This window comes from Roseateles sp. L2-2 (assembly GCF_050613215.1).
GTDB classification, from domain to species: Bacteria; Pseudomonadota; Gammaproteobacteria; order Burkholderiales; family Burkholderiaceae_C; genus Roseateles; species Roseateles noduli.
In genome coordinates this window covers 4,050,448-4,076,235 of record NZ_CP192509.1, presented here as the reverse complement: position 1 = coordinate 4,076,235, position 25,788 = coordinate 4,050,448, and the positions used below count along the sequence as shown (strand labels likewise).

At 69.1% G+C, this 25,788-nt stretch carries 24 protein-coding genes; 15 read left to right on the top strand and 9 right to left on the bottom strand.

The genetic code is table 11. The features are described 5' to 3' along the window. Position 1 precedes the first annotated feature (1 nt). Entirely contained in the window at positions 2-1,480 is a 1,479-nt protein-coding gene (locus ACQZ13_RS18295) for an amidohydrolase family protein (RefSeq protein WP_431046865.1), read from the bottom strand. A gap of 224 nt (positions 1,481-1,704) precedes the next feature. Between ACQZ13_RS18295 and ACQZ13_RS18290 the strand changes: the two genes are divergently transcribed. From ACQZ13_RS18290 to ACQZ13_RS18270, 5 genes are all read left to right on the top strand, one after another. Next, complete coding sequence (locus tag ACQZ13_RS18290; protein WP_431046863.1) at positions 1,705-3,705, top strand: DNA topoisomerase IV subunit B; 2,001 nt, start codon at positions 1,705-1,707, stop codon at positions 3,703-3,705. 15 nt (positions 3,706-3,720) lie between these two features. After that, positions 3,721-4,296: a GNAT family N-acetyltransferase gene (locus ACQZ13_RS18285; RefSeq protein WP_431046861.1), complete on the top strand. Its 576-nt coding sequence runs from the start codon at positions 3,721-3,723 to the stop codon at positions 4,294-4,296. After that, complete coding sequence (locus ACQZ13_RS18280) at positions 4,293-5,021, top strand: lytic transglycosylase domain-containing protein (RefSeq protein ID WP_431046859.1); 729 nt, start codon at positions 4,293-4,295, stop codon at positions 5,019-5,021. Before ACQZ13_RS18285 ends, ACQZ13_RS18280 begins: the two co-directional genes overlap by 4 nt. 90 nt (positions 5,022-5,111) lie before the next feature. Then, positions 5,112-7,475 carry a DNA topoisomerase IV subunit A gene (parC, locus tag ACQZ13_RS18275; protein WP_431046857.1) on the top strand — a complete coding sequence of 788 codons (2,364 nt, stop codon included), beginning with the start codon at positions 5,112-5,114 and terminating at the stop codon, positions 7,473-7,475. A gap of 273 nt (positions 7,476-7,748) precedes the next feature. Further along, positions 7,749-8,252, top strand: coding sequence for an FxDxF family PEP-CTERM protein (locus ACQZ13_RS18270; protein ID WP_088408894.1), 504 nt, complete (start codon positions 7,749-7,751; stop codon positions 8,250-8,252). Between the two features lie 97 nt (positions 8,253-8,349). Here ACQZ13_RS18270 and ACQZ13_RS18265 read toward each other — a convergent pair whose 3' ends face one another. The 5 genes from ACQZ13_RS18265 to ACQZ13_RS18245 form a co-directional block, all read right to left on the bottom strand. Beyond that, positions 8,350-8,661: a DUF3325 domain-containing protein gene (locus ACQZ13_RS18265; protein WP_431046855.1), complete on the bottom strand. Its 312-nt coding sequence runs from the start codon at positions 8,659-8,661 to the stop codon at positions 8,350-8,352. Continuing rightward, entirely contained in the window at positions 8,654-10,339 is a 1,686-nt protein-coding gene (locus tag ACQZ13_RS18260) for a PepSY-associated TM helix domain-containing protein (protein WP_431046853.1), read from the bottom strand. The genes ACQZ13_RS18265 and ACQZ13_RS18260 overlap by 8 nt, the downstream gene beginning before the upstream one ends. Positions 10,340-10,356: 17 nt before the next feature. Continuing rightward, entirely contained in the window at positions 10,357-10,683 is a 327-nt protein-coding gene (locus tag ACQZ13_RS18255; protein WP_431046851.1) for an iron uptake protein, read from the bottom strand. A 162-nt stretch (positions 10,684-10,845) separates the two neighbouring features. Next, complete coding sequence (locus ACQZ13_RS18250) at positions 10,846-11,886, bottom strand: quinone-dependent dihydroorotate dehydrogenase (protein ID WP_431046849.1); 1,041 nt, start codon at positions 11,884-11,886, stop codon at positions 10,846-10,848. 133 nt (positions 11,887-12,019) lie between these two features. Then, positions 12,020-12,970 carry a LysR family transcriptional regulator gene (locus ACQZ13_RS18245; RefSeq protein ID WP_431046847.1) on the bottom strand — a complete coding sequence of 317 codons (951 nt, stop codon included), beginning with the start codon at positions 12,968-12,970 and terminating at the stop codon, positions 12,020-12,022. A gap of 114 nt (positions 12,971-13,084) precedes the next feature. Here ACQZ13_RS18245 and ACQZ13_RS18240 point away from each other — a divergent pair, with 114 nt between their 5' ends. From ACQZ13_RS18240 to ACQZ13_RS18210, 7 genes are all read left to right on the top strand, one after another. Beyond that, positions 13,085-14,059 carry a DMT family transporter gene (locus ACQZ13_RS18240; RefSeq protein WP_431046845.1) on the top strand — a complete coding sequence of 325 codons (975 nt, stop codon included), beginning with the start codon at positions 13,085-13,087 and terminating at the stop codon, positions 14,057-14,059. A 52-nt stretch (positions 14,060-14,111) separates the two neighbouring features. Further along, positions 14,112-15,245: a 3-deoxy-7-phosphoheptulonate synthase gene (locus ACQZ13_RS18235; protein WP_088408901.1), complete on the top strand. Its 1,134-nt coding sequence runs from the start codon at positions 14,112-14,114 to the stop codon at positions 15,243-15,245. Positions 15,246-15,249: 4 nt separating this feature from the next. After that, the gene (locus tag ACQZ13_RS18230; RefSeq protein WP_431046843.1) at positions 15,250-15,678 is read left to right on the top strand and encodes a hypothetical protein; all 429 of its coding nucleotides are present in this window, start codon (positions 15,250-15,252) and stop codon (positions 15,676-15,678) included. A gap of 68 nt (positions 15,679-15,746) precedes the next feature. Then, on the top strand, positions 15,747-16,220 hold the full coding sequence (locus ACQZ13_RS18225) for a DUF6152 family protein (protein ID WP_431046841.1): 474 nt from the start codon (positions 15,747-15,749) through the stop codon (positions 16,218-16,220). 74 nt (positions 16,221-16,294) lie between these two features. After that, positions 16,295-16,954: a ribose-5-phosphate isomerase RpiA gene (rpiA, locus tag ACQZ13_RS18220; protein WP_431046839.1), complete on the top strand. Its 660-nt coding sequence runs from the start codon at positions 16,295-16,297 to the stop codon at positions 16,952-16,954. Between the two features lie 112 nt (positions 16,955-17,066). Continuing rightward, positions 17,067-17,675, top strand: coding sequence for a nucleotidyltransferase domain-containing protein (locus tag ACQZ13_RS18215; RefSeq protein ID WP_431046837.1), 609 nt, complete (start codon positions 17,067-17,069; stop codon positions 17,673-17,675). Further along, entirely contained in the window at positions 17,626-18,036 is a 411-nt protein-coding gene (locus ACQZ13_RS18210; protein ID WP_431046835.1) for a hypothetical protein, read from the top strand. Before ACQZ13_RS18215 ends, ACQZ13_RS18210 begins: the two co-directional genes overlap by 50 nt. Before the next feature lie 113 nt (positions 18,037-18,149). Here ACQZ13_RS18210 and ACQZ13_RS18205 read toward each other — a convergent pair whose 3' ends face one another. Next, positions 18,150-19,700: a methyl-accepting chemotaxis protein gene (locus ACQZ13_RS18205; protein WP_331612848.1), complete on the bottom strand. Its 1,551-nt coding sequence runs from the start codon at positions 19,698-19,700 to the stop codon at positions 18,150-18,152. Between the two features lie 196 nt (positions 19,701-19,896). On the opposite strand from ACQZ13_RS18205, the gene ACQZ13_RS18200 reads away from it, so the two are divergent. Together ACQZ13_RS18200 and ACQZ13_RS18195 are read left to right on the top strand one after the other, a co-directional pair. Next, positions 19,897-20,283, top strand: coding sequence for a putative quinol monooxygenase (locus ACQZ13_RS18200; RefSeq protein ID WP_431046833.1), 387 nt, complete (start codon positions 19,897-19,899; stop codon positions 20,281-20,283). 140 nt (positions 20,284-20,423) lie between these two features. After that, positions 20,424-20,870: a hypothetical protein gene (locus tag ACQZ13_RS18195; RefSeq protein WP_431046831.1), complete on the top strand. Its 447-nt coding sequence runs from the start codon at positions 20,424-20,426 to the stop codon at positions 20,868-20,870. On the opposite strand, the gene mnmC is transcribed toward ACQZ13_RS18195, so the two are convergent. Continuing rightward, complete coding sequence (gene mnmC, locus ACQZ13_RS18190) at positions 20,860-22,806, bottom strand: FAD-dependent 5-carboxymethylaminomethyl-2-thiouridine(34) oxidoreductase MnmC (RefSeq protein ID WP_431046829.1); 1,947 nt, start codon at positions 22,804-22,806, stop codon at positions 20,860-20,862. The two genes, ACQZ13_RS18195 and mnmC, sit on opposite strands and share 11 nt — an antisense overlap. A 131-nt stretch (positions 22,807-22,937) precedes the next feature. Continuing rightward, positions 22,938-24,515 carry a DEAD/DEAH box helicase gene (locus ACQZ13_RS18185; RefSeq protein ID WP_431046827.1) on the bottom strand — a complete coding sequence of 526 codons (1,578 nt, stop codon included), beginning with the start codon at positions 24,513-24,515 and terminating at the stop codon, positions 22,938-22,940. A 447-nt stretch (positions 24,516-24,962) separates the two neighbouring features. Between ACQZ13_RS18185 and ACQZ13_RS18180 the strand changes: the two genes are divergently transcribed. Continuing rightward, positions 24,963-25,670 carry a winged helix-turn-helix domain-containing protein gene (locus tag ACQZ13_RS18180; RefSeq protein WP_088408908.1) on the top strand — a complete coding sequence of 236 codons (708 nt, stop codon included), beginning with the start codon at positions 24,963-24,965 and terminating at the stop codon, positions 25,668-25,670. Positions 25,671-25,788: the final 118 nt, after the last annotated feature.

Below are 25,788 nucleotides of genomic sequence, written 5' to 3'. Positions count from 1 at the left end.
CTCAGCGCGTGCCGCTCTTGGATGCGGGTTTCCCCGATGACTTCTTCTTGGCGGACGACTTGGCCGTGGACTTGGCGCTCGACTTCTTGCCGGAGGCTTTCTTGTCGGCGCCCGCGGCGGCGTTGAGCGCGTTGTTCTCTTCGCCGGCGGTCGCGGCGACGTCGTCCAGCTGCGTCAGCACGCGGCCCTGCTTGATGCGCAGGATCGGCTTGTCCAGGGCGTCGAGGTCCTCCAGCGGATTGCCGATCAGCACCAGGAAGCTGGCCTCGCAGCCGGGCTGGAAGCAGCCGAGCTTGCGCTGCGGGAACAGGGCCTTGGGCGTCTCGACCGTGGCCAGGCGCAGCAGCGCTGTCTTGTCGAGCACGCCCAGCTGGTCGAGGTGATGCACCTCGCTCAGCGCGTTGCCGGTGAACAGGTCGGAGCCGACCAGCAGCCGCGCGCCGGCGGCCTTGAGCCGCTCCAGGTTCTGCTTCTGCACGGCCTCGATGCGCGCCAGCAGCTCCGGCGCGGGCTGGAACAGGCGCGTCGCGACCGTGGCGGTGACGATGCCGATCCTCTTCTCGGCGGCCAGCGCGGCGACGTCCGGCGGGATCAGGTGGGTTTCGGGCTCCTCGCCGTGCTGCGGGAAGTAACCCGGCAGCTCGGCGATGAAGTCGGCGCCGGCGCGCACGGCGGCGGCGAAGTCGGCGGCGCTCTCGATGTGGACCACGACGCGGCGCTCTTCCGCGTGCGCGCGGCGCACCACCTCGGCCACGACCTCGGGCGTCACGCCCAGCCGGCCGCGCTGCTCAGGCACCTGGCGCAGCTCCGGGCGGTCGTGGTAGCTCATGATGACCTTGATCAGGTCGCTGTGGCGGCCGGCGATCAGCGGCCACTTCTGGCCGACCTGCTCCGGCGTGTCCATGACCAGCACCGCCTTGTCGACGATCTGGTCCAGCGCCATGGGCGGGGTGCCGGACTGCAGCATCGCCAGCGGCTGGCCGTCGGAGGAGGTGATGCAGGCGGTGGCGAACAGCACGTCCGGCGTCTCCGGCTGCGAGATGCGGGCGCGGATCGGCTCGATCGCGGCCGGATCGGCGCACAGCATGGCCGCGTAGAACACGCCGTCGCGCAGGTAATCCTGACCGAACTTGTCCAGTCCCCAGGCGCTCTGCAGGTTGTGGTTGTGCGCGTCCGCGAGCGGCGCGACCAGCGTCTGGCCGCGCAGCTCCAGCAGGCGGTTCACCTTGCGGGGCCGCTTCTCGACGAAGCGGCCGTCCTCGACGTAGAGCGTGCCGCTCTGCAGCTTCTCGCCGTCGAACCAGCGGGCGTGGCGCAGCTCCAGGGCCATCTCCGGGCTGGCCTTGAAGTCGTCGGCGCGGGCCGGGCCCGCGCCGAGGAGGGCAGTCAGCGCCAGGGCGAGGGGGGCCAGGGCGGTCAGGACAGCCGAGACAGCCGGGGCAGCCGGAAGGGGGCGCGAGGAACGGGGCAGGAGCGGCATCGGACCAGTCGGGCGGGGCGTGCGGACAAGCGGCGGATGCTACGACAGCGCTCCCATGCCGACGGCGGTCCATCGGTAACCGGAAGTGCGGGAACCGATGCGCCGTGCGGCATGCGCGCGCAGGCCCTCCGAAGGGGGCGTGGAGGCAGTGGAAACCCCCATGGGAACGACCCCTGCCCGCAGGCGGTCGGGAGCGTCTCCGACGCTGCATAGAATCCCGCCCCATGGCAACCAAAGCAGTCACTTCCACCAGCAGCGCACCTGGCAGCTACGGCGAAGGCTCGATCCGTGTCCTCAAGGGACTGGAGCCCGTCAAGCAGCGCCCGGGCATGTACACCCGCACCGACAACCCCCTGCACGTCATCCAGGAGGTGATCGACAACGCGGCCGACGAGGCGCTGGCCGGTCACGGCAAGCGCATCTCCGTCATCCAGCACACCGACGGCTCGATCACCATCGAGGACGACGGCCGCGGCATTCCCTACGGCCTGCATCCCGAGGAGGGCGTGCCGGTCGTGGAGATCGTCTTCACGCGGCTGCACGCCGGGGGCAAGTTCGACAAGGGCTCGGGCGGCGCCTACAGCTTCTCGGGCGGCCTGCACGGCGTGGGCGTGTCGGTGACCAACGCCCTGGCCAAGCGGCTGCAGGTGACGGTCTACCGCGAGGGCAACGTCGCGACGCTGGCCTTCTCGGGCGGCGACGTCATCGAGCCGGTGGCCACGCGCAAGGCCGAGCTCAAGGCCGGCGACCGCAAGCAGGGCACGACGGTGCGCGTCTGGCCCGACGGCAAGTATTTCGAGAGCGCCGACCTGCCCAAGGGCGAACTGGTGCACCTGCTGCGTTCCAAGGCCGTGCTGATGCCCGGCGTCACGGTGACGCTGACGCAGGAGAAGACCGGCGAGACGCAGACCTGGACCTACAAGGGCGGCCTGCGCGACTACCTGATGCAGGCGCTGCCGGCCGATCCGCTGATCCCGCTGTTCGAGGGCGAGCAGTTCGCGACCGCCTCCGAGAGCGAGAACTTCGCCGAGGGCGAGGGCGCGAGCTGGTGCGTGGCCTTCACCGAAGAGGGTCAGGTCATGCGCGAGAGCTACGTGAACCTGATCCCGACGGTGGCCGGCGGTACGCACGAGTCCGGCCTCAAGGACGGGCTGTTCGGCGCGATCAAGGGTTTCATCGAGATGCACGCCCTCGCGCCCAAGGGCGTGAAGCTGATGGCCGAGGACGTGTTCTCGCGCGCCAGCTTCGTGCTGTCGGCCAAGGTGCTGGATCCGCAGTTCCAGGGCCAGACCAAGGAGCGGCTGAACTCGCGCGACGCGCTGCGGCTGGTGTCCGCCTTCGTGAAGCCGGCGCTGGAGCTGTGGCTCAACCAGCACGTCGAACACGGCAAGAAGCTGGCCGAGCTCGTCATCAAGCAGGCGCAGACGCGCCAGCGCGCGGCGCAGAAGGTCGAGAAGCGCAAGAGCTCCGGCGTGGCCGTGCTGCCCGGCAAGCTGACCGACTGCGAAAGCACCGACCTGCTGCACAACGAGCTCTTCCTGGTCGAGGGCGACTCCGCCGGCGGTTCCGCCAAGCTGGGCCGCGACAAGGAGACGCAGGCCATCCTGCCGCTGCGCGGCAAGGTGCTCAACGCCTGGGAGGTCGAGCGCGACCGGCTGTTCGCCAACAACGAGATCCACGACATCTCGGTGGCCATCGGCGTCGACCCGCACGGCAAGAACGACGAGCCGGACCTGTCCGGCCTGCGCTACGGGAAGATCTGCATCCTGTCGGACGCGGACGTCGACGGCGCGCACATCCAGGTGCTGCTGCTGACGCTGTTCTTCCGCCACTTCCCCAAGCTGATCGCCACCGGCCACGTATACGTGGCGCGGCCGCCGCTGTTCCGAGTGGACGCGCCGGCCCGCGGCAAGAAGCCCGCGGCCAAGCTCTACGCGCTGGACGAGGGCGAGCAGACCGCCATCCTCGACAAGCTGCGCAAGGAAGGCGCGCGCGAAGGCAGCTGGAGCATCAGCCGCTTCAAGGGCCTGGGCGAGATGAACGCCGAGCAGCTCTGGGACACCACGCTGAATCCGGAGACGCGCCGCCTGCTGCAGGTGCAGTACGGCGAGCTCGACTTCGGCGACACCGAGGGCGCCATCAACAAGCTGATGGGCAAGGGCGAGGCGGCCGCGCGTCGCGAGCTGATGGAGTTGCACGGCGATTCCATCGAGGTCGACGTCTAAAGCCCGGACCGCGCCATGCTGGAACACCGCGTCACGCTCCGACCCACGATGCTGTCCGACCTGGACTTCGTCGTGGGCGTGGAGCAGGACGCGGGCAACCGGCCCTTCATCACGCCGTGGGAGCGCACGCAGCACGAGGGCGCCGTCCGGTTCCCGGACGCGCGGCATTTCATCGTGGAGCTGGACGCCGGACGCGCCGGCTTCGTGATCCTGCAGGGCTGCCGCAACCCCAACCGCTCGGTGGAGCTCAAGCGCATCGTGCTCGGCCCGAAGGGGCAGGGCGTCGGTCGCCTGTGCGTGCGGCTGCTCAAGAAGATGGCGTTCACGCAGCTGGGGGCGCACCGCTTCTGGCTGGATGTGAAGGGTCGCAACACGCGGGCGCAGTCGCTGTACCGCAGCGAGGGCTACGTCGAGGAAGGCCGGCTGCGCGAATGCGTGCGGGCCGAGGTGCTGGCCGATGCCGACGGCGGTAGCGCCGCAGGCGTGGGCTTGGGTGTGGACGACAGCGCCGGCTTCGACGACCTGATCGTGATGTCGCTGCTCAAGCGCGAGTACGACGCGCGCGCCGCGCAGGGGCTGGAGGCCGCATGAGCCATGGTCGCCCCACCGCCGGCGGACGCTGGCTGCGCAAGCGGCTGGCGCTGAGCATCGCCGTGGCGTTCGCGGCCAAGCTGTCGCCGGCGCATGCGGAGCTGTGGGGCTACGTGGACGCCGACGGCATCGCGCATTTCGCGCCGGTGCAGGTGGACAGCCGGTTCCAGCCGGTGATGTCGCCGCTGAGCGGCATCCGGCGCGTGCCGGGCAAGACCGACCACGGCCAGCGCATGCTGACCTGGCTGGACATCGCGCCCGAGGTCAAGGCGGTGCAGCCGTATCTGCGCGAGGCGGCGGCCGCGACGGGCATCGACGCGGAGCTGCTCAAGGCGATCATCGCGGTCGAGTCCGGCTTCAAGCCCGATGCGGTGTCGCCGCGCGGCGCGACCGGCCTGATGCAGATCACCGTGGCGACGGCGCAGCGCTACGCGACGCCGGACGAGCTGCGGCGCGTCGGCTATCTCCAGGATCCGCGCACCAACGTGCTGATCGGCGCGCGGATGCTGGCGGACCTGACGCGGCGCTTCGGACGCCTGGACGCGGCGCTGGCGGCCTGGAATGCGGGCGAGGGCGCGGTGCGTCGAGCGGGCGGCCACATGCCCGACATCGACGAGACGCAGGCCCACGTGCATCTGGTGATGGAGCTCTACTGGGCGTTGCTGCAGCGCAGCCTCGGCAGCCGGGCCCGGCAGCTGACGATGGTCGCGGCGCCGCTCGAATGAGCGGTCGAGGCAGGCGGCGAGCTGCCAGGACCCAGATTCAACAGATTTCCGAAAAGATTCGAACGACCGGCGCAGGCCGGCATGAGAGAGATGACCCAAGAGACTTTTGATTTCGAGAATCCCAACGGCGCCGGCGGCCCGGGCGGGCAGGCCCCGTCGGGCGACGCGCTGACGCTGGCGCAGTACGCGCAGCAGGCCTACCTGGAGTACGCGCTGTCGGTCGTGAAGGGCCGCGCGCTGCCGTCGTACAGCGACGGCCAGAAGCCGGTGCAGCGGCGCATCCTGTTCACGATGGAGCGGCTGGGCCTGGGCTTCACCGGCGCCACGGGCGCCAAGGCGGTCAAGAGCGCGCGCGTGGTCGGCGAGGTGCTCGGCAAGTACCACCCGCACGGCGACCAGGCCGCGTACGACGCGATGGTGCGCATGGCGCAGGACTTCAGCCAGCGTTATCCGCTGGTCGACGGCCAGGGCAACTTCGGCAGCCGCGACGGCGACAACGCCGCCGCGATGCGGTACACGGAAGCGCGGCTGTCGATCTACTCGCGCCTGCTGCTGGACGAGCTGGACCAGGGCACGGTCGACTTCCAGCCCAACTACGACGGTTCCGAGAACGAGCCCCGCGAACTGCCGGCCCGGCTGCCCTTCGTCCTGCTGAACGGCGCGTCCGGCATCGCGGTCGGCATGGCGACGGAGATCCCGAGCCACAACCTGCGCGAGGTCGCCGAGGCGGCGGTGCTGCTGCTCAAGCGACCCGACGCGAGCGACGACGAGCTCTTCGGCGCGATCAAGGGCCCGGACTATCCGGGCGGCGGCCAGCTCATCAGCTCGGCGGACGAGATCCGCGCGGCCTACAGCACCGGTCGCGGCAGCCTGAAGGTGCGCGCGCGCTGGAAGATCGAGGACCTCGCCCGGGGCCAGTGGCAACTGGTCGTGACCGAGCTGCCGCAAGGCGTCAGCACGGCCAAGGTGCTCGAGGAGATCGAGGAACTCACCAACCCCAAGGTCAAGACCGGCAAGAAGACGGTGACGCCGGAGCAGCTGCAGCTCAAGGGCGCGATGCTGGCGGTGCTGGACAAGGCCCGCGACGAGTCCAACAAGGACGCGCCGGTGCGGCTGGTCTTCGAGCCCAAGAGCCGCACGGTCGACCAGCAGGACTTCATCAACACGCTGCTCGCGCAGACCAGCCTGGAGACGACGGCGCCGCTGAACATGACCATGGTCGGCGACGACGGCCGGCCGACGCAGAAGACGCTGCGCAAGATCCTGACCGAGTGGATCGGCTTCCGCCTGAACACGGTGACGCGGCGCACGCAGCATCGCCTGGACAAGGTCCGCGACCGCATCCACATCCTGGAAGGCCGCCACGAGATCCTGCTGCACATCGACGAGGTCATCGCGCTCATCCGCAATTCGGATGAACCGAAGCCTGCGCTGATCGAGCGCTTCAAGCTCAGCGAGCGCCAGGCCGAGGACATCCTGGAAATCCGCCTGCGCCAGCTGGCCCGGCTGGAGTTCATCAAGATCGAGCAGGAACTGAAGACCCTGCGCGAGGAAGCCGGCAAGCTCGAGGAAATCCTGTCCAACCCGTCGGTGCTGCGCCGCACGGTGGTCAAGGAGATCGAGGCCGACGCCAAGCAGTACGGCGACGACCGGCGCACCGAGATCAAGGAAGACAAGCGCGCGGTGGCCGAGGTGCGCATCGTCGACGAGCCGGTGACGGTGGTCGTCAGCCTGAAGGGCTGGGTGCGCGCGCTCAAGGGCCACGAGGTGGATCCGGCGGCGCTGGCCTTCAAGTCGGGCGATTCGCTGTACGGCGTGTTCCCGTGCCGCAGCGTCGACCCGCTGGTGGTGCTGGGCACCAACGGCCGGGCGTACTCGGTGCCGGTCTCGGCGCTGCCGGGCGGCCGCGGCGACGGCCAGCCGATCACCACGCTGATCGAGCTGGAGTCGGGCACCCAGATCGCGCACTACTACGCCGCCGCGGCGACGCAGAAGCTGCTGCTGGCCGGCACCGGCGGCTTCGGCCTGGTGGCCGAGGTCGGCGACCTGGTCGGCCGCCAGAAGGCGGGCAAGAGCTTCCTGAGCCTGGAAGGCGAGGAACGCCCGCTGCCGCCGTCGGTGGTGCCGGCCAGCGCGGCCAAGGGCGAGGCGGCGGCCGTGCAGGTCGCCTGCCTGACGATGGCCGGTCGCCTGCTGACCTTCGCGATCGAGGAACTCAAGCACCAGCCCAAGGGCGGGCGCGGCCTGACGCTGATCGACCTGGACGCGAAGGATGCGCTGGTCAGCATCGCCGCGTTCACCAACCTGCTGATGGTCAGCGGCACGGTCCGCGGCGGCAAGGCCAAGGAAGAGCCGCTGCGCAACGCGGCCCTCTCGGCCTACGCCGGCAAGCGCGCGAAGAAGGGCAAGCCCTGCGACGTGATGACCAAGCCGATGCGGGTCACGGCGGGGTGATCCGGCGGGGTGATCCGGCGGGCTGATCGCCCGATCGGCCTGATCGCCTGATCGCCTGATCGACGGACCGCGTCACGGTCTGTTCGATCGGCGGCGTGCCTGGAACAGGCGCGGAAGGGACAAGGGAAGGGACAAAACCTGCCCCTTGTCCCTTGCGGCCATGACACGCCGGTGACGCACCGCAACAAAAGTCGCCGATTCCTGCAGGACTGAAACCAATGCTGCAGTGCAAACTCCGTCACGAAATCAACTCGACTGACGGGATCGGCAGCCATGAAATTGAAGTCTCTCGTGCTGGCGCTGGGCGCCGCGCTGATCGCTGGCGCCGCAGGCGCCGCGACCCTGGATCCGGTGGCGGTGACGACCACCGCCACGCCGGCTGGCAGCAGCTTCTCCGATGTCGTGCTGGGGTCCTTCACCCTGACGCAGGCGTCGGACGTGACCGGCTCGGTGCTGGCCGCGACCACCATCAGCTTCGGCAACGGCCTGACGGTGCCCCTGCAGTCGGTGAACTTCAGCTTCGCCGGCCTGAACGGCCTGACCGACCTGGATGCGAGCGCCTCCGGCTTCCGCTACGCCAACCTGGCCGCGGGCACGTATCAGCTGCTCGCCAGCGGCTCGCTGAGCGGCCTCGGTTTCGGCGGCATTGCAGTGCTGTCGACGACGCTCAACGTCACTGCCGCCGCCGCCGCTGTGCCGGAACCCGCGACCTACGCGCTGATGCTGGCCGGCATCGCCGGCATCGGTTTCGTGGCGCGTCGCCGCCGCCAGGACTGATCGGCACCCTGGCCGCAGGTTGCGGCCACTGCCTCTACGGCCGTTCACGCGGCCGTTCTCATTCGGCCGCTGATGCGGCCGTTTGTCTTTCAGCCGCTCAACGCGGCCACAGCACCCTCAGCCATTGCGGGCGCCACGACAGCGTCGCCGCGATGGCCGCCGCCGAGCCCGCCAGCAGCATGAGCCAGACCAGCGCGGCTATCGACGGGTGATCCGCCTGCAGGCACAGCCCGAGCGACAGCGCCAGCGCCAGCACGCCGGCCGCGCGGAGATTCCGGGCAGTCGCCGCCTTCGGCGCCTCGTCGCCGTGGACCTGCTCCCAGTGGGTGTCCATCGCCAATGCCAGCCAGCCGAAGCCCAGCACGGCGTTCACGGCGGCGGCGCTCAGCAGCACGACGGGCTCAGCCATGACGGACTCCCGCGGTCTTGAGGGCGGGCGGCGACGCGGACTCCGCCGACGTTGAACGCCTGGCCCTTTGCGCCAGCTTCCCGGCGGCGAAGAGGGCGACGGCGGCCGTCGCGATCAGGCTCAGGTCCACGCCGGCCACCGGCCAGTAGCCGGCCGACAGCGTCTTGCCGAGGTGGTCGCCCGTCGTGACCGCGTTAGCGACCATCGCTGTCAGCGCGCCGGCGGCGACGATCCAGCATTGCTCGCGCCAGGCCGGATTCATCTTCGCTCGCGCGACCGCGCCGCCGCGGACGAAGGCATGCACCATCGTCAGCGCCCAGGTGCCCCAGAAGACGTTGCGCTCCCACTCGCCCTTGTCCGCGAGCGACTCCGGCAGCAGCCGGTTGGCGATCAGCATCGCCATCGTCGCCACCAGCATGCCGGTGACCGTGGTCACCGCCAGCGCATCGACGACGCGGCTGCCCTGGCCGCCGGTCTTCGCGTGCTGCTGCTTGCGCTTCTCGACGAAGAACAGGAAGCCGGTCGCGATGCACACGCAGCCCAGCAGCCCGCCCAGCACGTAGAGCCAGCGCAGCAGCCAGTGACGGAAGTGCTGCAGGTGCAGCCCGGTGAGGAACTCGTTGACGCTGTCCACGGCGGTGCGGGGCGGATCCTCTCGCAGCAGTTCGCCGGTGCTCGCCTTGAAGTGGATGCCTTCGCCGGTCAGCGCGACGCGGTCGGTGCCGGCGCGATACACGCTCACATAGGCGTTGGCGTCGCCGACGTGCTGCAGGTTGACGAAGCCCACGTCGCCGGCCATGCCCTTGGCGGCCCATCGGCGTTGCGCCTCGGCCACCATGGCGTCGACCGACGCGAGCGGCGCGGCCACGCCGGCGCGCTCGTGCGGCAGGCCGGTTTCCTTCGCCTCGATGCGTTCGGACAGGTCGTGCAGGTCATGCAGCTGCGTGTGCGCCACCGGGAAGTAGATGCCCGCGAAGATCACCAGCCCCGTGAACGCGAAGAAGAAGTGGAAGGGCAGGGCCACCACGCCGGTCAGGTTGTGCAGGTCCAGCGCGCTGCGCTGCACGGTCTTGTTGCGGCGGAAGGTGAAGAACTCGCGGAAGATCTTGCGGTGCATCACGACGCCGCTGACCAGTGCGGCCAGCATCATCAGCGCCGAGAAGCCGACGATCCAGTAGCCCAGGTCCTTCCAGCTGAGGTGCAGGCTGTAATGCAGCGGATAGAAGAACTCGCTGCCGATGCGCAACTGGCTCTGCGGCAGCACCGCGCCGCTGCGCGGATCGAGCGCGTGGACCGCGAAGACGGTCTCGTCCGGATCCTTCGCGTTCGGGACCTTGAAGCCCGCGAACACCGACACCACCGGATCGCGGTGCGTCGTGTACGCGCCCCAGCTGCTGACGTCATCGAAGCGCTGCGGCAGCGGGCCGTTGACGCGGCCTTCGAGCAGCGCGACGGTTTCTTTGGCCGGCTGCATCTTCTCGAAGGCGGGCTTGAGAATCTGGTCGAAGGACGGCATCGGCTGCGGCTCGAAGCGCGAGGACGGGATCGCCCAGCGGTCGATCTCGCGGTCGAAGACCGACAGCGCGCCGAAGAAGAACACCACCATCAGCACGAAGCCCAGCATCAGGCCGAACCAGGTGTGCAGCCAGGCCATCGAGAGCCGGAAGTTCTGGAACACGGTCCGCTCCTTTCGCGTCAGGCGAGCAGCGCGCGCTGGATCAGCGCGGCCGCTCCGGTCATGAGGCCGCCGCCGCCCAGCAGCACCGCCCAGCACAGGCCGACGCGGCGTGCCGCGAAGGTCCACAGGAACGCCACCAGGAAGAGCAGCACGCCCAGGATGGCGCTCAGGTGCTCGGCGTCGTGGAAGGACATGCCCAGTGCGTACAGCCCGCTGTGCGCGATCGCGACGAAGCCCCAGCAGAACGCGTAGCCGCCGAGGATCGCCGCGGCGATGCGCGACAGGAGCGCGAGCGGCAGCGGTCGGCTCCCTCTCGGAGCGGAGCTGGTAGCGGTGTCAATCATGGTCGGCCAAGCGTCTGACAAATGTGAATGCGAGGCATTATCGTCTTGACGATGGCTCGACCGAACGAAGTTCTACGTCGGTTCGACAGGTCTTTGCTGAACGCACCAACGAAAAAGCGCTCCAGGAGGAGCGCTTTCGGAGAACGTCGAGCGGAAGCGGCGTCAGAGCCGCGCCATCGCCTTCGCGCAGTCGGGCACCAGCGCCGGGCCCTTGTAGATCAGGCCGGTGTAGAGCTGGACCAGGTCCGCGCCAGCCTGCAGCTTGGCGCGGGCATCCTCGCCGCTGAGCACGCCGCCGACGCCGATGATCGGGTAGCCGCCGCCCAGCGCCGAACGCAGCAGGCGGATCACGCGGTTGCTGGCTTCGAACACCGGCGCGCCCGACAGGCCGCCGGCCTCGGCCGCATGCGGCAGGCCTTGCACCGCGTCGCGCGAGATCGTCGTGTTGGTCGCGATGACGCCGTCGATGCCGTGGCGCTTCAGGCTGGCCGCGATGACCGCGACCTGATCCTCTTCGAGGTCGGGCGCGATCTTCACGAACAGCGGCACCTGACGTCCGCTCTCGTCCTGCAGCGCCAGGCGGCGCGCCTGCAGCGGACCGAGCAGCGCATCCAGCGCCTCGTCGCTCTGCAACTGGCGCAGGTTCTTGGTGTTGGGGCTGGAGATGTTGACGGTGATGTAGTCGGCGTGCGGGAACACGCCTTCCAGGCCGATCAGGTAGTCGTCGACCGCGCGCTCGATCGGCGTCGCGGCGTTCTTGCCGATGTTCAGGCCGAGCAGCCCGCCGTGGTGGCGGAAGCTGTGCGAGCGCTTGACGTTGGCGATGAACGCGTCCAGGCCCTCGTTGTTGAAGCCCAGGCGGTTGATCAGGGCCTGCTTCGCGGGCAGGCGGAACATGCGGGGTTTGTCGTTGCCGGGCTGCGCCTTGGGCGTGACGGTGCCGACCTCGATGAAGCCGAAGCCCATCGCGCCGAGGCCGTCGATGCAGCGGCCGTTCTTGTCGAGGCCGGCGGCCAGGCCGATGCGGTTGGGGAAGCGCAGTCCGGCGACGGTCACCGGATCCGAGACCCGTGTCTGCGCCCAGGCGCATTGAGCGGGGGTGTTCTGCAGACGGGCGATGCTGCCCAGGGTCAGTTCGTGCGCGTGTTCGGGATCCATACCGAACAGGAAGGGACGGGCGAAGCCGTAGGGGATGAGAGCCATGATGGGGGCGGATTGTCGCATCGCGCCCCGAACCGCCCGCGTCGCGCCTACTCCTGGCGTGCGAACGGTGATGGGGGACTCTCCGTGGCCCGAACGGGCCGGGGCCCGGAGGAGGCCCGTCGACAGTCCGTCTTCATGCAAGTTCCGGGCGGTCCCACGGCGGGACGTCCCCGAATCGTTCGACACAGAAATCGATCAGCGCCCGGACCTTGGGGCTGGGGAAACGGCTGGGCAGATAGACGGCGTAGAGCCCATCGGCCTCGGCCGGTCCGCCCAGCGGCGTCCAGTCCGGGAGCAGGGCGGTGAGCCGGCCCTCGCGCAGGTCGCGGCCGATCGCGTAGGTCGGCAGCACCGCCAGCCCCATGCCGGCGAGCGCGGCCACGCGCAGCGACTCGCTGCTGTTGGCGGTGAGGCCGCTTTCGAAGCGCAGCGCGCCGGAGATCTCCACCTCCGTCTCGCCGTCGACGGGATGCCGGAAGCGCCAGCGCTCAGGCGCATGCAGGTAGCCGAAGCGCAGGCAGCGGTGCTCGGCCAACTCCGCGACCGCCATCGGCGTGCCGTGCCGCGCGAGGTAGTCCGGCGAGGCGCACAGCACGAAGCGGATGTCGGCCAGCTTGCGCGCGACGAGTCCGGGACTCGGACGCCCCGTCAGCCGCATCACGAGGTCGAAGCCTTCCTCGGCGAGATCGACGTAGCGGTCGTTGAGCCCGAGCACGACCTGCAGCTGCGGATGCCGCGCGCAGAACTCCGCCATCAGCGCGGTGAACTGCAGGTTGCCGAAGGCGGTGGAGGTGCTGAGCCGCAACACGCCGCGCGGCTGTTCGCGCTGGCCGGCGAGCTCCGCATCGAGCGCCTGCGCCTCCTCGATCAGCCGCTGGGCGCGCTCGTACACGCTGCGGCCTTCCGCAGTGGGGCTGATGCTGCGCGTGGTCCGGTGCAGCAGCCGCGTGCCGAGCTGCTGTTCCAGTCGCGCAACCTGCTTGCTGACGGCCGACTTGGTCGCGCCCAGCAGCTTGGCCGCGCCCGAGAAGCTGCGCGCGTCCACGACGCGGGCGAAAGCTTGCAAGTCTTCCAGGCGTCCCATGGCGATCCTCCGATTGTTCTCGATCTGGAAACTCTAAAACGAATCAACAGTGGATTGTGTCCAAGGCGTTCGATTTCTAGAGTTCATCCCATCGCTGTTCACTGGGAGTTCGCCATGACGACCTCGACTCTGACGACTGCTTCCCTGCATCGGCCGCCGGCATCGTCCGCATCACCCGTCCCGTCCGCGCAGCCTGCGTCCGCGCGGGTGGACCCTCTCGGTGCGTTCGTCGCGCTGAGCCTGCCGGCGCTCTTCATCCTGCTCTGGAGCACCGGCTACGTCGCCGGCAAGCTGGCGCTGCCGCACGCGGGGCCGTTCACGCTGCTGGCGCTGCGCTTCGGGCTTGCGGCGGTGGTGCTGCTTGCGGTGTCGGTGGCGACGCGCGCGCCGTGGCCCAAGACCGCACGGGCCTGGATCCACCTCGGCGTCGTCGGTCTGCTGATGCAGGTGCTGCACTTCTCCGGCGTCTACTGCGCGATCGCCTGGGGCCTGCCGACCGGCGTGGCGGCGCTGCTGATCGGGATGATGCCGCTGGCCACCGCCATGGGCGCCCACCTGTGGCTGGCCGAGCGCATGAGCGTCGCGCAGTGGCTGGGCATGCTCGGCGGCGCGGCCGGCGTGGCGCTGGTGATCGTCGACCGCCCCCTGGGCGGTGGCGCCTGGATGGCTTACGGCGCGGGGCTGCTGGGCTTGACCGGCCTGGTCGCCGGCACGCTGTACCAGAAGCGCTTCTGCGCCGGCATGGACCTGCGCACCGGCAGCGGCATCCAGATGACGGTCTCCGCGCTCGCCGTGCTGGCGCTGGCGCTCTGGCGCGAGCCCGGCGGGCCGGACTGGAGCCTGGAGCTCGTCGGCTCGACGCTGTGGCTGGGCCTGGTGAACTCGATCGGCGCGTTCAGCCTGATGTTCGTGATGATCCGGCGCGGCCAGGCCGGCGCGGTGGCCAAGCTCTTCTACCTGATCCCCGGCGTGTCGGCGCTCATGGGCATGGGATTGCTGGGTGAGCACTTCGGCGCGCTGGCGCTGGCGGGCTTCGTCGTGTCGGCGACCTCGGTGGGACTCGCCGCGATGTCCCGGTCGGGCGGATAATCCGCGGTTCCATTTCGCGTTTCCGCGCCCGAGAGGGCGCACCGCCGCCGCCATGAAGCACCTCGACCACCCGCAGCACGATCGCGAGATCGGTTCCGCCGATTCCACCCGCGACGACACCCGCACCGACGACACCCGCATCGATGCGGTCCGTCCGCTGATCTCGCCGGCGCTGCTGCTCGACGAGCTGCCGCTGCCGGAGGCCTCGCTGAAGGTCGTCGAGACCGCGCGCCGCGAGATCAGCGACGTGCTGCACGGCCGCGACGACCGGCTGCTGTGCATCGTCGGGCCGTGCTCCATCCACGACCACGGTCAGGCGATGGACTACGCCCGGCTGCTCAAGGACCTGCGCGGCGAGCTCCAGCAGGACCTGCTGATCGTGATGCGCGTGTACTTCGAGAAGCCGCGCACGACGGTGGGCTGGAAGGGCTACATCAACGACCCGCACCTGGACGGCAGCTTCCACATGAACGAAGGCCTGCGGCTGGCGCGCCAGCTGCTGCTGGACGTGACGGCGCTGGGCCTGCCCGCGGGCACCGAGTTCCTGGACCTGCTGTCGCCGCAGTACATCTCCGACCTGATCGCCTGGGGCGCCATCGGCGCGCGCACCACGGAGAGCCAGAGCCACCGCCAGCTGGCGTCGGGTCTGTCCTGCCCGGTGGGCTTCAAGAACGGCACGGACGGCTCGGTGAAGATCGCCGCCGACGCGGTGCTGGCGGCGCGCGCGAGCCACGCCTTCATGGGCATGACGAAGATGGGCCTGGCCGCGATCTTCGAGACCCGCGGCAACGACGACTGCCACCTGATCCTGCGCGGCGGCAAGGCGCCGAACTACGACGCGGCCTCGGTGCAGGCGGCGGCCGAGGTCCTGAAGGCGGCGGGGCTGCGCGAGCAGCTGATGATCGACTTCTCGCACGCGAACTCGTCGAAGAAATACGAGCGCCAGATCGACGTCGGTCACGACGTCGGCGCGCAGATCGCCGGCGGCGACGAGCGCATCACCGGCGTGATGGTCGAGTCGCACCTGCAGCCGGGTCGCCAGGACCTGCTGACGGGGCAGACCAAGGCGGACCTGCTGCCCGGCGTGTCCATCACCGACGCCTGCCTGGGCTGGAGCCAGACCGAGCCGCTGATGCGCTCGCTGGCCGCTGCGGTGCGTCAACGACGCGAGCGTCGCGCGACCTGACCGCATGTGGAGCACGATGACGACGCTGGTGGCCCATCCGTGGGCTTACCCGGCGTTCTCCGTCGTGCACCTGATCGGACTCGGCGCGCTCTTCGGCGGTCTGCTGATCTTCGAGTTGAGAACCTTGGGTCTGCGGCGCGAGTTGGATCCGTCCTCGCTGGCGCGGCTGGCGATTCCCACGGCGCTCGCGGGCTTCGGGTTGTGCGCGGTGTCGGGTGCGGCGATGTTCGCGATCCAGCCGCAGGAGCTGTGGGTCAATCCGGCATTGCGGATCAAGGTCGCGCTGATCGCGTTGGCGGGCCTGAACGCGGCGTGGTTCCACTGGCGCGGCGGCGTCCGCGCGCAGGACCGCCTCGGGCGCTGGCAATGCCTGCTGTCGTTGGGGATTTGGGTCGCTGTCATCATCTGCGGGCGCTGGATCGCGTTCGTCTGACGCGCTCGTCCGACATCCCGCCCGCCGGCGCGTCCTTCTCTTCCTTCTCTTCCTTCCGGGAGGCTCCGATGGAACGTCGTCTGTTGCTGGCCGCGCTCGCGGCCGCGCCCCTCATGCCCGCCACTGTCCGCGCCCACCACGGGTGGAGCGGCTTCGACCAGGATCGTCCGCTGTACCTCGAAGGCCGCGCGGCCAAGGTCACCTGGCGCAATCCGCATGCGGAACTCGATCTGGACGTGCCGGAGCGGCTCGTGCTGCCCGCGGACCTGAAGCAGCGGACGCTGCCGAAGCAGACGACCGCCGTCGACGGCGAGGCGTTGCTGGCGAAGACGCAGGTGCCGACGCGGCGCGACCGGCGCTGGGAGGTCGAACTCGCGCCGCTGACGCGGCTGGAGGCCTGGAAGGTCGAGGAGATCAGACCTGGCACCGAGGTGTCGGTGATCGGCTTCGCCGCGCCGGGCGAGCAGGGCGCGGCGGTGCTGCGGGCGGAGTACCTGTTCGTCGGCGGCAAGGTGTACGGGCTGCGGTCGTCGCCCGCCTGAGCGTCTTTGAGCGGCGGAGATAATCCCGCCTTTCCTCCCTCGCCATCTACGACGAGCCGTCGCTCGCTCCTCTCATGACCCAAGACGAATTGAAGACCCTGGTCGGCCAGGCCGCATTGCAGTACGTGACGCCGGACACGGTGGTAGGCGTGGGCACCGGATCGACGGTGGACAAGTTCATCGACGCCTTGGCCGCGAGTGCGATCCGCATCTCGGGCGCGGTGTCGAGCTCGGTGCGCAGCACGGAGCGCATGAAGGCGCTGGGCATCGCGGTGCTGGACGCGTCGGAAGTGGAGTCGCTGCAGGTCTACATCGACGGCGCCGACGAGATCGACCGCCAGGGGAGCATGATCAAGGGTGGCGGCGCCGCGCTGACGCGCGAGAAGATCGTCGCCGACCTGGCGAAGACCTTCGTCTGCATCGCCGACGAGAGCAAGCTGGTCGACGTGCTGGGCGGCTTCCCGCTGCCGGTCGAGGTGATCCCGATGGCCGCCGCGCAGATCGCGCGCCGCTTCCGGACGATGGGTGCGGAGCCGGTGCTGCGCAAGGACTGCGTGACGGACAACAGCTGCCAGATCCTGGACGTCAAGGGCCTGAAGATCACCGACCCGGCCGCGTTCGAGGCCGAGGTCACCCAGTGGCCCGGCGTGGTCACCGTCGGCGTCTTCGCGCGCAACAAGGCCGGCGTGTGCCTGCTGGGCACGGCGCAGGGCGTGAAGACGATGACGTTCTGAACAAGATCCACCCTGACGCGGGAGCGTCGGGCAAATCCACAAATTATGGATATGAATCCATAATTTGTGGATTTTGATAGCATCTGGCCTTTCACCCCCTCGCGGGAAGGCCATGAGCGCCGCTGATTTCCTTTTCACCCCGACCGTGCAACGCGTGTTGGGGATCACGCTCACTGCCCCTGATCGGGTCTTCACGCTCGCTGAATTGCTGCGGGAGGCGGGTAGCGGGCGAGGCAGTACGCAACTGCAGATCGAACGCTTGCTCGTGGCAGGCGTACTGGTCGAAGGACCTCGACAGGGCCGGCAGCGAAGCATCCGTGCCAATACCGAGTTCTTTCTTTTTCCCGAGCTCAGCAGCATCGCACTCAAGACCTTCGGTCTGGCCCGGCCCATCGAGGAGGCCCTGGCGCCATTCGCGGACAGGATCGAGGAGGCGTTCGTCTTCGGCTCGGTGGCGAAGGAACTCGACACGGGCAGGAGCGATATCGACGTGATGGTGATCGGAGACGTCACGCATCTGGAACTGATCGAGGCAGCAGACAAGTTGCAGTCGCGCCTCCAACGTTCATTGCAATTTGTCCTCTACGACCCGGTCGAATGGCGAGATCTGGTCGAGAGCGACCCCGTCATTCGCCAGATCGTCGGCGGCCCGAGGCTGCAGGTGGTGACTCATGCAACGACCGGTGGAGTACGAGAATCTGATTCAAAGGCGGGCCCTTGAGCAGGTGAGCCCGACGCCTGGCGCCGTAGGTGGCTTTCTCAGCAATGCGGAGGCGTTTCTGGCGCTGGCGAAGACCTTGTTGGCTGGTGCGCCAGTGAAGACGCATCCGATGCAGATCTTCACGAACGCCTACGAGGGCTACCACCAAGTGGTACAGGCGGTGCTCGAACACTATGAAGTGAGGACCAAGGAGGCTGGCCGCGCAATGGCGATCGCGCGCGTCAGTGCAGACCTCCAGCTTTCCACCCCGGAAATGAGTGCTGTCCTTCGGGCGCATGAGCGCCGCAACGACACGTGCTATCGCTCACCTCTGCCACCGTTGTCCAAGGCTGAGGCCTCCACGATGGTGACGATTCTGTAGAAGTATCTGCCTGCCGCTCGCGCTTTGACTGGAGAGGGGGGCATGCCAGTCACGGTTGACCAATGACTACGAGGCCCCGCGGGGCCTCGTTCTTCATCCTGATTCAGGAGCGCTCAGCGCAGTCGGAACACAGAGATCGCGGTAGCGAGTCGTTGCGACTGCTCCTTGAGGCTCTCCGCCGCAGCGGCCGATTCTTCGACGAGCGCGGCGTTCTGCTGCGTCATCTGGTCCAGCTGGCCGATGGCCGCGTTGACCTGGTTGATGCCGTCGCTCTGCTCGCGCGATGCGGCGCTGATCTCGCCGATGATGTCCGCCACACGCTGCACGCTGGCCACGATCTCGGTCATCGCGCCGCCGGCGTCTTCCACCAGGCGCGAGCCCGATTCGACGCGCTCGACGCTGGCGCCGATCAGCGTCTTGATCTCCTTGGCCGCTTCCGCGCTGCGTTGCGCCAACGAGCGCACCTCGCTCGCGACCACCGCGAAGCCGCGGCCCTGTTCGCCGGCACGCGCGGCTTCCACGGCGGCGTTCAGCGCCAGGATGTTGGTCTGGAACGCGATGCCGTCGATGGTGCCGATGATGTCGGCGATGCGGCGCGAGCTGTTGCTGATGTCGCCCATGGTGCTCACCACCTGACCCATCACCGCGCCGCCGCGTTGCGCCGTTTCCGCGGCCGAGCTCGACAGCTGGTTGGCCGTCATCGCCGAGTCCGCCGTCTGGCGCACCGTGCCCGTCAACTGCGTCATCGACGCGGCGACTTCCTGCAGGTTGGACGCGGTCTGCTCGGTCCGCGCGCTCAGGTCGTGGTTGCCGGTGGCGATCTCCGCGCTGGCCGTGCCGATGTTCTCGGCCGAGCCGCGCACGTCGCCGATCAGCTTCAGCAGTTGCGATTGCATGCCGCCCAGCGATCCCAGCAGTTGTCCCGTTTCGTCGCGACCGCCCTGCGGCACGCGTTGCGTCAGGTCGAAGTGCGCGATGGCGTCGGCCACTTCGGCGGCGCCGCGCAGCGGGCCGGTGATCGACCGCGTCAGCGAGACGGCGAACCACACGCCCAGACCCAGCGCGACCAGCGAGAACACCAGCAGCGCCGTCCGCGCCCGGCCGTTGGTTGCGTCGAGCTGCTTGGCCGCGTCGTCCAGCAGCGAGCGCTTGTGCTGCACGATCGCCTGGATCGCTTCCTGGAACTTGGCCGCGGCGGGCTGGAACTCGCGGTCGAAGACCTCTCGCGACTTGTCGGCGTCGCCGGCCTTCTTGGCCGCGGCCACCGCGTCGCGCGTGCTCAGGTAACCCTTGCGGGCTTCGCTGAGCGTCTCGAACATCTTGCGTTCCTCCGGCGTGACCATGTAGCCGTCGAGCTGCTTCTGCAGCTCGCCCGATTGCTTGGTCGATTCCGCGGACGTGGTCGCGAAGAACTGCGCCAGGCTGGGATCCGCGCTGACGGCGATCGCGCTGGTGCGGTTCACGCCGTTGGTGATGTTGCGGTACCAGTCGGAGGCGACGCGCTCGGCGGCCAGATCCTGGTTGAGCATCACGTCGGTCTCGGCGGCCACGCGGCCCAGGGCCAGGTAGCTCAGGCCCGAGCCCACGAAGGCGATCAGCAGCACCAGGCCCAGCACCACGCCGAGCCGCTGGCCGATCGATCGGCCCGCCACGAGATGAATCATGAATGTGTCTCCCGGAATATGAATCCGCTTGGATCCGTTTGGATTCGTGTGCCTGCGCCCATGCGGGCGCGCAGCGCCCTTGATGGCACCTTCGCTCCATATCGACGGGTACGTGATGAAACTTAAATGGTTCGGCGTTGGGGCGCCGGACAATGCGCCATCCGTCACGACACCCGGCCCGACGCCGAGCTCCGCCATGTCCGACACGACTTCCCCGAACGCTTCGACGACCCCGTCAGCGACCGCCTCCGGCGACAGCTTCCTGCAGGTCATCGCGCATTACCACGTCAAGCCGGGCCTGGGCGACCAGGTCGGCGCGCTGCTCGTCGAACTGACAGCGGCCACGCGCCGCGAGCCGAAGAATCTCGGCTATGCGTTCTACCGCTCGCCGCAGGATCCGGACCGTTACGTGATCCTCGAGCAGTACACCGATGCGAGCGGTCTGGACGACCACCGCGCCTGCGAGCATTTCCAGCGCCTGGGCTTCGGCACCATCATCCCGATGCTGGTGTCGCGCGAGGTGACGAGCTACGTCGTGCGCACCGGCACCGACGGCAAACCGGTGGACGCCGTCAAGGCCTGACCCCCCGAAATGACGAGGGGAGTTGACGCCGCGCAAAGGGGGATCGAATCCCCCGTTGTTTCCCCCGGAAGTTGAATTGCGCATCTCTGACGCAGTGGCAGAGTGATTGCCTGGGACGGGCGAGGGCGCCCGTCATTGCGATGGAGAAGTTCATGCAGTTCAATGAAGACGGGCAGCGCGCCGGCGCGATGGCCGGCAACGCCGAACTGGCGTTGCAGGTGCAGATGCTGAAGACGCGCCTGGATGTGGTGCTGCCGACCCTGGCGACGCGAGAACAGTTGCAGCAGGAAGTGGGTGCAATCCGCGGGGAACTCAAGCACGAGATCGGCATCTTGCGTGCCGAAATGCGTGCCGAGATCGGCAGCCTGCGATCGGACATGCATCAGGCCTTCACCAACTTGTTGAAGTGGGGCGTCGGCGTCGCGTTGACGTCGATCGTGGCGGCGGCGGCCGTCGTGACGGCCATGGCGCCGATGCTCCAGCTCTCCCAGCGCGGTCGGGATGCCCTGGCATTGGCGACGGTGGTCGACGAGGCGCCGGTCGCGCAGCGCGAGCAGGCGATCTGCGGCAGGCGATCTACGTCGTGACCCGGTGCGCCTTGGCGGCGAAGCGGGCCGGATCGAGCGCCTCCGCGAGGCTTGCTTCGACCGGCCAGGGCGCGCCGGTCATCTGCGCGGCGACGAGTTCGGCGCACAAGGTCGCCCAGGTGATCCCGCGCGAGGCGAGGGCGCCCACCACCATCAATCCGGGCTGACGCGGCCAGAAGCGCGCCTGCTCGGCGCGGCGTTCCGGCATCCTGGCCGGCAGGGCGCCGACGATCGGCAGCCGGTCCGGCACGAGGCTGCGCCAACCCACGCGACCCGCGAGCGGCAGATCCTCCGGAATCTCGGCCGACGGCAGCAGCGCACGCACCCGACTGATGTTCTCCGCGTGGTCCGAGGCACGAAGGGCAGGATCCATGTCGCCGCCGTCGGTGCTCGCGCCGAAGCACATCACGCCGTCGGGGAGGCTGAGCGCGTAACCCAGCCCTGCCACGGGGACGGCCAAGGGCGGCGGGGCCCGGTCTTGCGGCGTGACGCTCAACTGCCCGCGTTGCGCCACGGAGGGCCACGGCGGCCCGGCCGTCCAGTCGGATGCCAGCGAGCCGCTTCCGATGCCGCCACACAGGACGACGGCGTCGGCGGTCGCAATGATGTCGCCGGCACCATCCAGTGCCGACCAGCGACCATTCGCATCGTCACGATGCAGGCGCGCGACCGGCGAATGGAGGTGCAGCTGGAACCCGTCCGATCCAGCCGCCTCGGCCGCATCGTCGAGCCACGCCGTCACGAGTGCCGGCGGCGACACCGCGCCGCCGCCCGGGAAGAACCAGGCAGGCTGGCTCAATGCGAGACCCGCCTTGGTGCTCGCCGCCTCAGCGCTCAGGGCCTGGACATAGTCGGCGGGCAGGCCGCTCCGGGCGAGGAGCGCCTGCATCGGCGTCAACGCGTCGGGATCCCGCTCGACGCGCAGCAATCCCCATTGCAGCCAGGGCAGGGCAGGCGAGAGGCGGCGCAACTCGCGCTCGGTCGCCTGCGCGGCCGCACGGCTGAAGCGGGCGTGCGGACCGTCTTCCGCGTGCAGCGTGCCGTGGAAGAGTCCGCCCGGGTTGCCGGAGGCTTGAGGCGCGGTCGTGGCGCCGCCTTCGAGGACCGTGACGCGCAGGCCTTCGCGTGCCAGCACGCGCGCGCAGGCCGCGCCCGCCAGACCGGCGCCGATGATCAGCACGTCCCTGGCGTCCGGCGCGATGGCAGTCCGGCCCGGTGGCACCGGCGGCCGATGGCGGGGCGTGAAGCGCGCCACCGTGTTCTGCCATTTACCGCCTATCCCGGGGCGCTTCTCGACCTCGAAACCTGCCGCAGTCAAGCCGTCCCGCACGCCGCGGGCGACGCTCCAGGTCGCGGCCGTGGCGCCGGGCGCGGCCAACCGGCCCACCTGCCTGAGAACGGTCTGGTCCCACAGGTCGGGGTTCTTCGCCGGCGCGAAGCCGTCGAGGAAAAACGCATCCACCGAGGCGACCAGCTCCGGCATCCACTCATGCGCGTCGCCGAATGCCAGCATCAACCGGACGCGACCGCCTTCGAAGTCCAGCGTGTGCAGGTTGGGCGTGAGCGCCGGCCAGGCGTCGAGCAGTTGCCGAGACAGTTCCGGCTCCGACGAGGCCGCGTGCGCGCGTTCGAGATCGGGCCGCGTCAGCGGATGCTTCTCGATGCTGAGGAAGACCAGCCGCTCGCAGCGAGCCGGATCGTCGCGCCACGCGGCCCAGGTGGCGAGGAAGTTGTTGCCGAGCCCGAAGCCCGTTTCGAGCACGACGAAACGTCGTCGGCCGGCCCATCGTCCGGGCAGTCCATTGCCGCCGAGAAACACCTGCCGCGCCTGCGCGAACGCCCCGGACGGGGCGTGGTACGTGTCGCCGAAGTCCGGCGCGCTCGGGATGGCGCCGGAGAAATCGACGCGGGCCGGAAGGATGGGCGCGGTCTTCATGGTTCGCAGGAATGGCCGGGAGTATGCCCAACGTGATCTCCACGGCGTCTGGGCATTGGAAGGCGGAAACGACAACGGCGCCTGAAAAGGCGCCGTTGCATCACGGGGAGTCCGTGATCAGGAGTCCGTGATCAGGAGTTCGACTTCGGACGCGTCAGCGCCGCGCCTGCCGGACGGTTGCCCTGGCTGCCGTGACGGCTGCCCTGGCCCTGGCCCTGACCTTGACCCTGGCCTTGACGCTGACCGCCTTGACCCTGCGTCTGGCGTTGGCCTTGACCCTGGCCTTGTCCGCCCTGGCCCTGGCGCTGACCGCCTTGACCTTGCGATGGGCCGCCAGATCTCTGGCCGCCGCCTTGGGCGCCCTGTGCCGGACGACCTTGGCCCTGACCCTGACCGCCGCCCTGCGGACGACCGCCCTGGCCTTGCGAACGGCCACCGCCACCGCCGCCGCCGCCGCGACGGCCACCACCGCCGCCGCCCGCCGGACGCGGCGAGCCCGAGGACTTGCCCAGGCCGCCGTTCAGCACCATGCGGCCCAGCACGATCGGCTCGGCCTTGGCGTTCGGATCCGGCTCGAAGCCCGGCACGACCTCGCGCGGGATCTCGCGCTTGATCAGCTTCTGGATCTCGCGCAGGAAACCTTCCTCGTCCACGCACACCAGCGACAGCGCTTCACCTTGCGCGCCGGCGCGGCCGGTGCGGCCGATGCGGTGCACGTAGTCCTCGGCGACGTTGGGCAGCTCGTAGTTGATGACGTGCGGCAATTGGTCGATGTCGATGCCGCGCGCGGCGATGTCGGTCGCGACCAGCACCTTCAGGTCGCCGCTCTTGAACTCGGACAGCGCCTTCGTGCGGGCGCCCTGGCTCTTGTTGCCGTGGATCGCCATCGCGGTGATGCCCGACTTGTCCAGGTACTCGGCCAAGCGGTTGGCGCCGTGCTTCATCCGCGTGAACACCAGCACCTGATGCCAGTCGTGCTTGGTGATCAGGTGGGCCAGCAGTTCCTTCTTCTTGTCGCGGTCGACCGGGTGGATGCGCTGGGCGATGGTGTCGGCCGTCGCGTTGCGGCGCGCGACCTCGATCAGGCCCGGGTTGTCCAGCAGGCGGTCGGCCAGCGCCTTGATCTCGTCGCTGAAGGTCGCCGAGAACAGCAGGCTCTGCTTCTTGGCCGGCAGCAGCGCGAGCACCTTCTTGATGTCGTGGATGAAGCCCATGTCGAGCATGCGGTCGGCTTCGTCCAGCACCAGGATCTCGACCTTGGACAGGTCCAGCGTGCCTTGCTGCGCGTGGTCCAGCAGGCGGCCCGGTGTCGCCACCAGGATGTCCACGCCCTTGCGCAGCTGGCTGATCTGCGGGTTCATGCCGACGCCGCCGAACATGACCATGCTGGTCAGCGGCAGGTACTTGCCGTAGGTGCGCACGCTTTCCTCGACCTGGGCGGCGAGTTCGCGGGTCGGGGTCAGCACGAGCGCGCGGATCGCGGGGCGGCCCTTGGCGTCACGCACGGGCTTGCCGGCGGACAGGCGTTCCAGCAGGGGAAGGGTGAAGCCGGCGGTCTTGCCGGTACCGGTCTGGGCGCCGGCCAGCAGGTCGCCGCCGGTGAGCACGGCGGGGATCGCCTGGCTCTGGATGGGGGTGGGGGTCGAGTAGCCGGCATCGGCGATCGCGCGGAGCAGGGGCTGGGAGAGCCCCAATGCGTCAAAACTCATAAGCTGCTTTGTTGGTGCCCGAACGGGCTTTGTGTGCAGCACGCCGACCCGGTGAGGGCCTGGCGCCAGTCTTCGGCTGCCGTGGGAGAGCGTGAGCTCAAAAGATAAAGCCGCGGCAAGACTGAGCCGCGGCGATGGGGCCATTGTAGCTGACGGGGTCTGTCGCCCTGGTGAGCGATCGGTTCGGGGCGTCGATCCGACCGTGCAGCGGCACCGGTCCGAGGCTTGGGCGATGGGCGGCACCGGCGCTGCGGAAAAACGGGGATCCGGACAGCTTTCAGCAAGCTGGGTGACAGCCCTCACTCAGGCAAGCGTGTCCGTGTCCGCAGCCGTGTTTCAGTGCGGTAAACCGCGGGTAAAAAGGGCGGTGAGGCCCGTCCTGATCGGGGTTCAAACGCGATTGCAGCGGCATAGTCTTGCGCCAATGTGTCCACTTGTCCCATCGTCATGAGCGCCCTGTTTCCCGATCCTGCCGCCGGCACCCATCTGCTGCTGCTGGACCCCGACCCGCATGCGCGCCTGCGATTCGCCGGGCTGATGCGGGCCTGGGGCTTCCGCGTCACCGACAGCAGCGAGGCGGCCCTGCTGGACCGCGTCCCGCTGTTGCCGGTGGACCTGGCCCTCATCGATCCGAGCGACGCCCGCGAGGCGGGTTGGGGCGCGCTGACGCGACTCAGACAGCGATCGCGGATGCCGGTGATCGTGCTGCTGCAGCACGACAGCACGCTGGAGCGGGTGCTGGCGCTGGAACGCGGGGCGGATGCGGTGCTCGCGAAGGACGGGGAGCCGAGGGAGCTGCAGGCGCGCATCAAGGCGCTGTTGCGGCCGCGTGAGGGCGACGCGGCCGAGGTGCTGATGTTCGGCCGGTTCAAGCTGGAACCGATGACGCGCCGGCTGTCGGGCCCGGGCGGGTTCTGCGTGGTGCTCTCGCAGAGCGAATACAAGCTGCTGCGGGCGTTCCTGGAACGGCCGCACAGCGTGCTGCAGCGGCAGGAGCTGCTGCATCTGGCGCGTGGCGACGGCGTGACCGCGCTGGAGCGGTCGGTCGACCTGATGGTCTCGCGGCTGCGGCAGAAGCTCAACGACGATCCGAGTTCGCCGTTGATCCGCACGGTGCGCGGGATCGGGTATCTGTTCGATCCGCCGCTGCGCTGAAGTCCTTCGACGGCCGCTGGCCCTCACCCCCGCCCTCTCCCGCAAGCGGGAGAGGGAGTGAGAATGCACCGAGGCATTGGCCGCAGGACCACTGGGGTGGCCCCCTCTCCCGCTTGCG

Coding starts and splice junctions, on each gene's coding strand:
- ACQZ13_RS18240 (WP_431046845.1), top strand. CDS start 13,085: ATGACGACCTCGACTCTGACGACTGCTTCCCTGCATCGGCCGCCGGCA.
- ACQZ13_RS18225 (WP_431046841.1), top strand. CDS start 15,747: ATGGAACGTCGTCTGTTGCTGGCCGCGCTCGCGGCCGCGCCCCTCATG.
- ACQZ13_RS18205 (WP_331612848.1), bottom strand. CDS start 19,700: ATGATTCATCTCGTGGCGGGCCGATCGATCGGCCAGCGGCTCGGCGTG.
- ACQZ13_RS18185 (WP_431046827.1), bottom strand. CDS start 24,515: ATGAGTTTTGACGCATTGGGGCTCTCCCAGCCCCTGCTCCGCGCGATC.
- ACQZ13_RS18265 (WP_431046855.1), bottom strand. CDS start 8,661: ATGGCTGAGCCCGTCGTGCTGCTGAGCGCCGCCGCCGTGAACGCCGTG.
- ACQZ13_RS18200 (WP_431046833.1), top strand. CDS start 19,897: ATGTCCGACACGACTTCCCCGAACGCTTCGACGACCCCGTCAGCGACC.
- mnmC (WP_431046829.1), bottom strand. CDS start 22,806: ATGAAGACCGCGCCCATCCTTCCGGCCCGCGTCGATTTCTCCGGCGCC.
- ACQZ13_RS18245 (WP_431046847.1), bottom strand. CDS start 12,970: ATGGGACGCCTGGAAGACTTGCAAGCTTTCGCCCGCGTCGTGGACGCG.
- ACQZ13_RS18210 (WP_431046835.1), top strand. CDS start 17,626: ATGCAACGACCGGTGGAGTACGAGAATCTGATTCAAAGGCGGGCCCTT.
- ACQZ13_RS18270 (WP_088408894.1), top strand. CDS start 7,749: ATGAAATTGAAGTCTCTCGTGCTGGCGCTGGGCGCCGCGCTGATCGCT.
- ACQZ13_RS18295 (WP_431046865.1), bottom strand. CDS start 1,480: ATGCCGCTCCTGCCCCGTTCCTCGCGCCCCCTTCCGGCTGCCCCGGCT.
- rpiA (WP_431046839.1), top strand. CDS start 16,295: ATGACCCAAGACGAATTGAAGACCCTGGTCGGCCAGGCCGCATTGCAG.
- ACQZ13_RS18180 (WP_088408908.1), top strand. CDS start 24,963: ATGAGCGCCCTGTTTCCCGATCCTGCCGCCGGCACCCATCTGCTGCTG.
- ACQZ13_RS18215 (WP_431046837.1), top strand. CDS start 17,067: ATGAGCGCCGCTGATTTCCTTTTCACCCCGACCGTGCAACGCGTGTTG.
- ACQZ13_RS18290 (WP_431046863.1), top strand. CDS start 1,705: ATGGCAACCAAAGCAGTCACTTCCACCAGCAGCGCACCTGGCAGCTAC.
- ACQZ13_RS18230 (WP_431046843.1), top strand. CDS start 15,250: ATGTGGAGCACGATGACGACGCTGGTGGCCCATCCGTGGGCTTACCCG.
- ACQZ13_RS18280 (WP_431046859.1), top strand. CDS start 4,293: ATGAGCCATGGTCGCCCCACCGCCGGCGGACGCTGGCTGCGCAAGCGG.
- ACQZ13_RS18285 (WP_431046861.1), top strand. CDS start 3,721: ATGCTGGAACACCGCGTCACGCTCCGACCCACGATGCTGTCCGACCTG.
- ACQZ13_RS18195 (WP_431046831.1), top strand. CDS start 20,424: ATGGAGAAGTTCATGCAGTTCAATGAAGACGGGCAGCGCGCCGGCGCG.
- ACQZ13_RS18250 (WP_431046849.1), bottom strand. CDS start 11,886: ATGGCTCTCATCCCCTACGGCTTCGCCCGTCCCTTCCTGTTCGGTATG.
- ACQZ13_RS18255 (WP_431046851.1), bottom strand. CDS start 10,683: ATGATTGACACCGCTACCAGCTCCGCTCCGAGAGGGAGCCGACCGCTG.
- parC (WP_431046857.1), top strand. CDS start 5,112: ATGACCCAAGAGACTTTTGATTTCGAGAATCCCAACGGCGCCGGCGGC.
- ACQZ13_RS18235 (WP_088408901.1), top strand. CDS start 14,112: ATGAAGCACCTCGACCACCCGCAGCACGATCGCGAGATCGGTTCCGCC.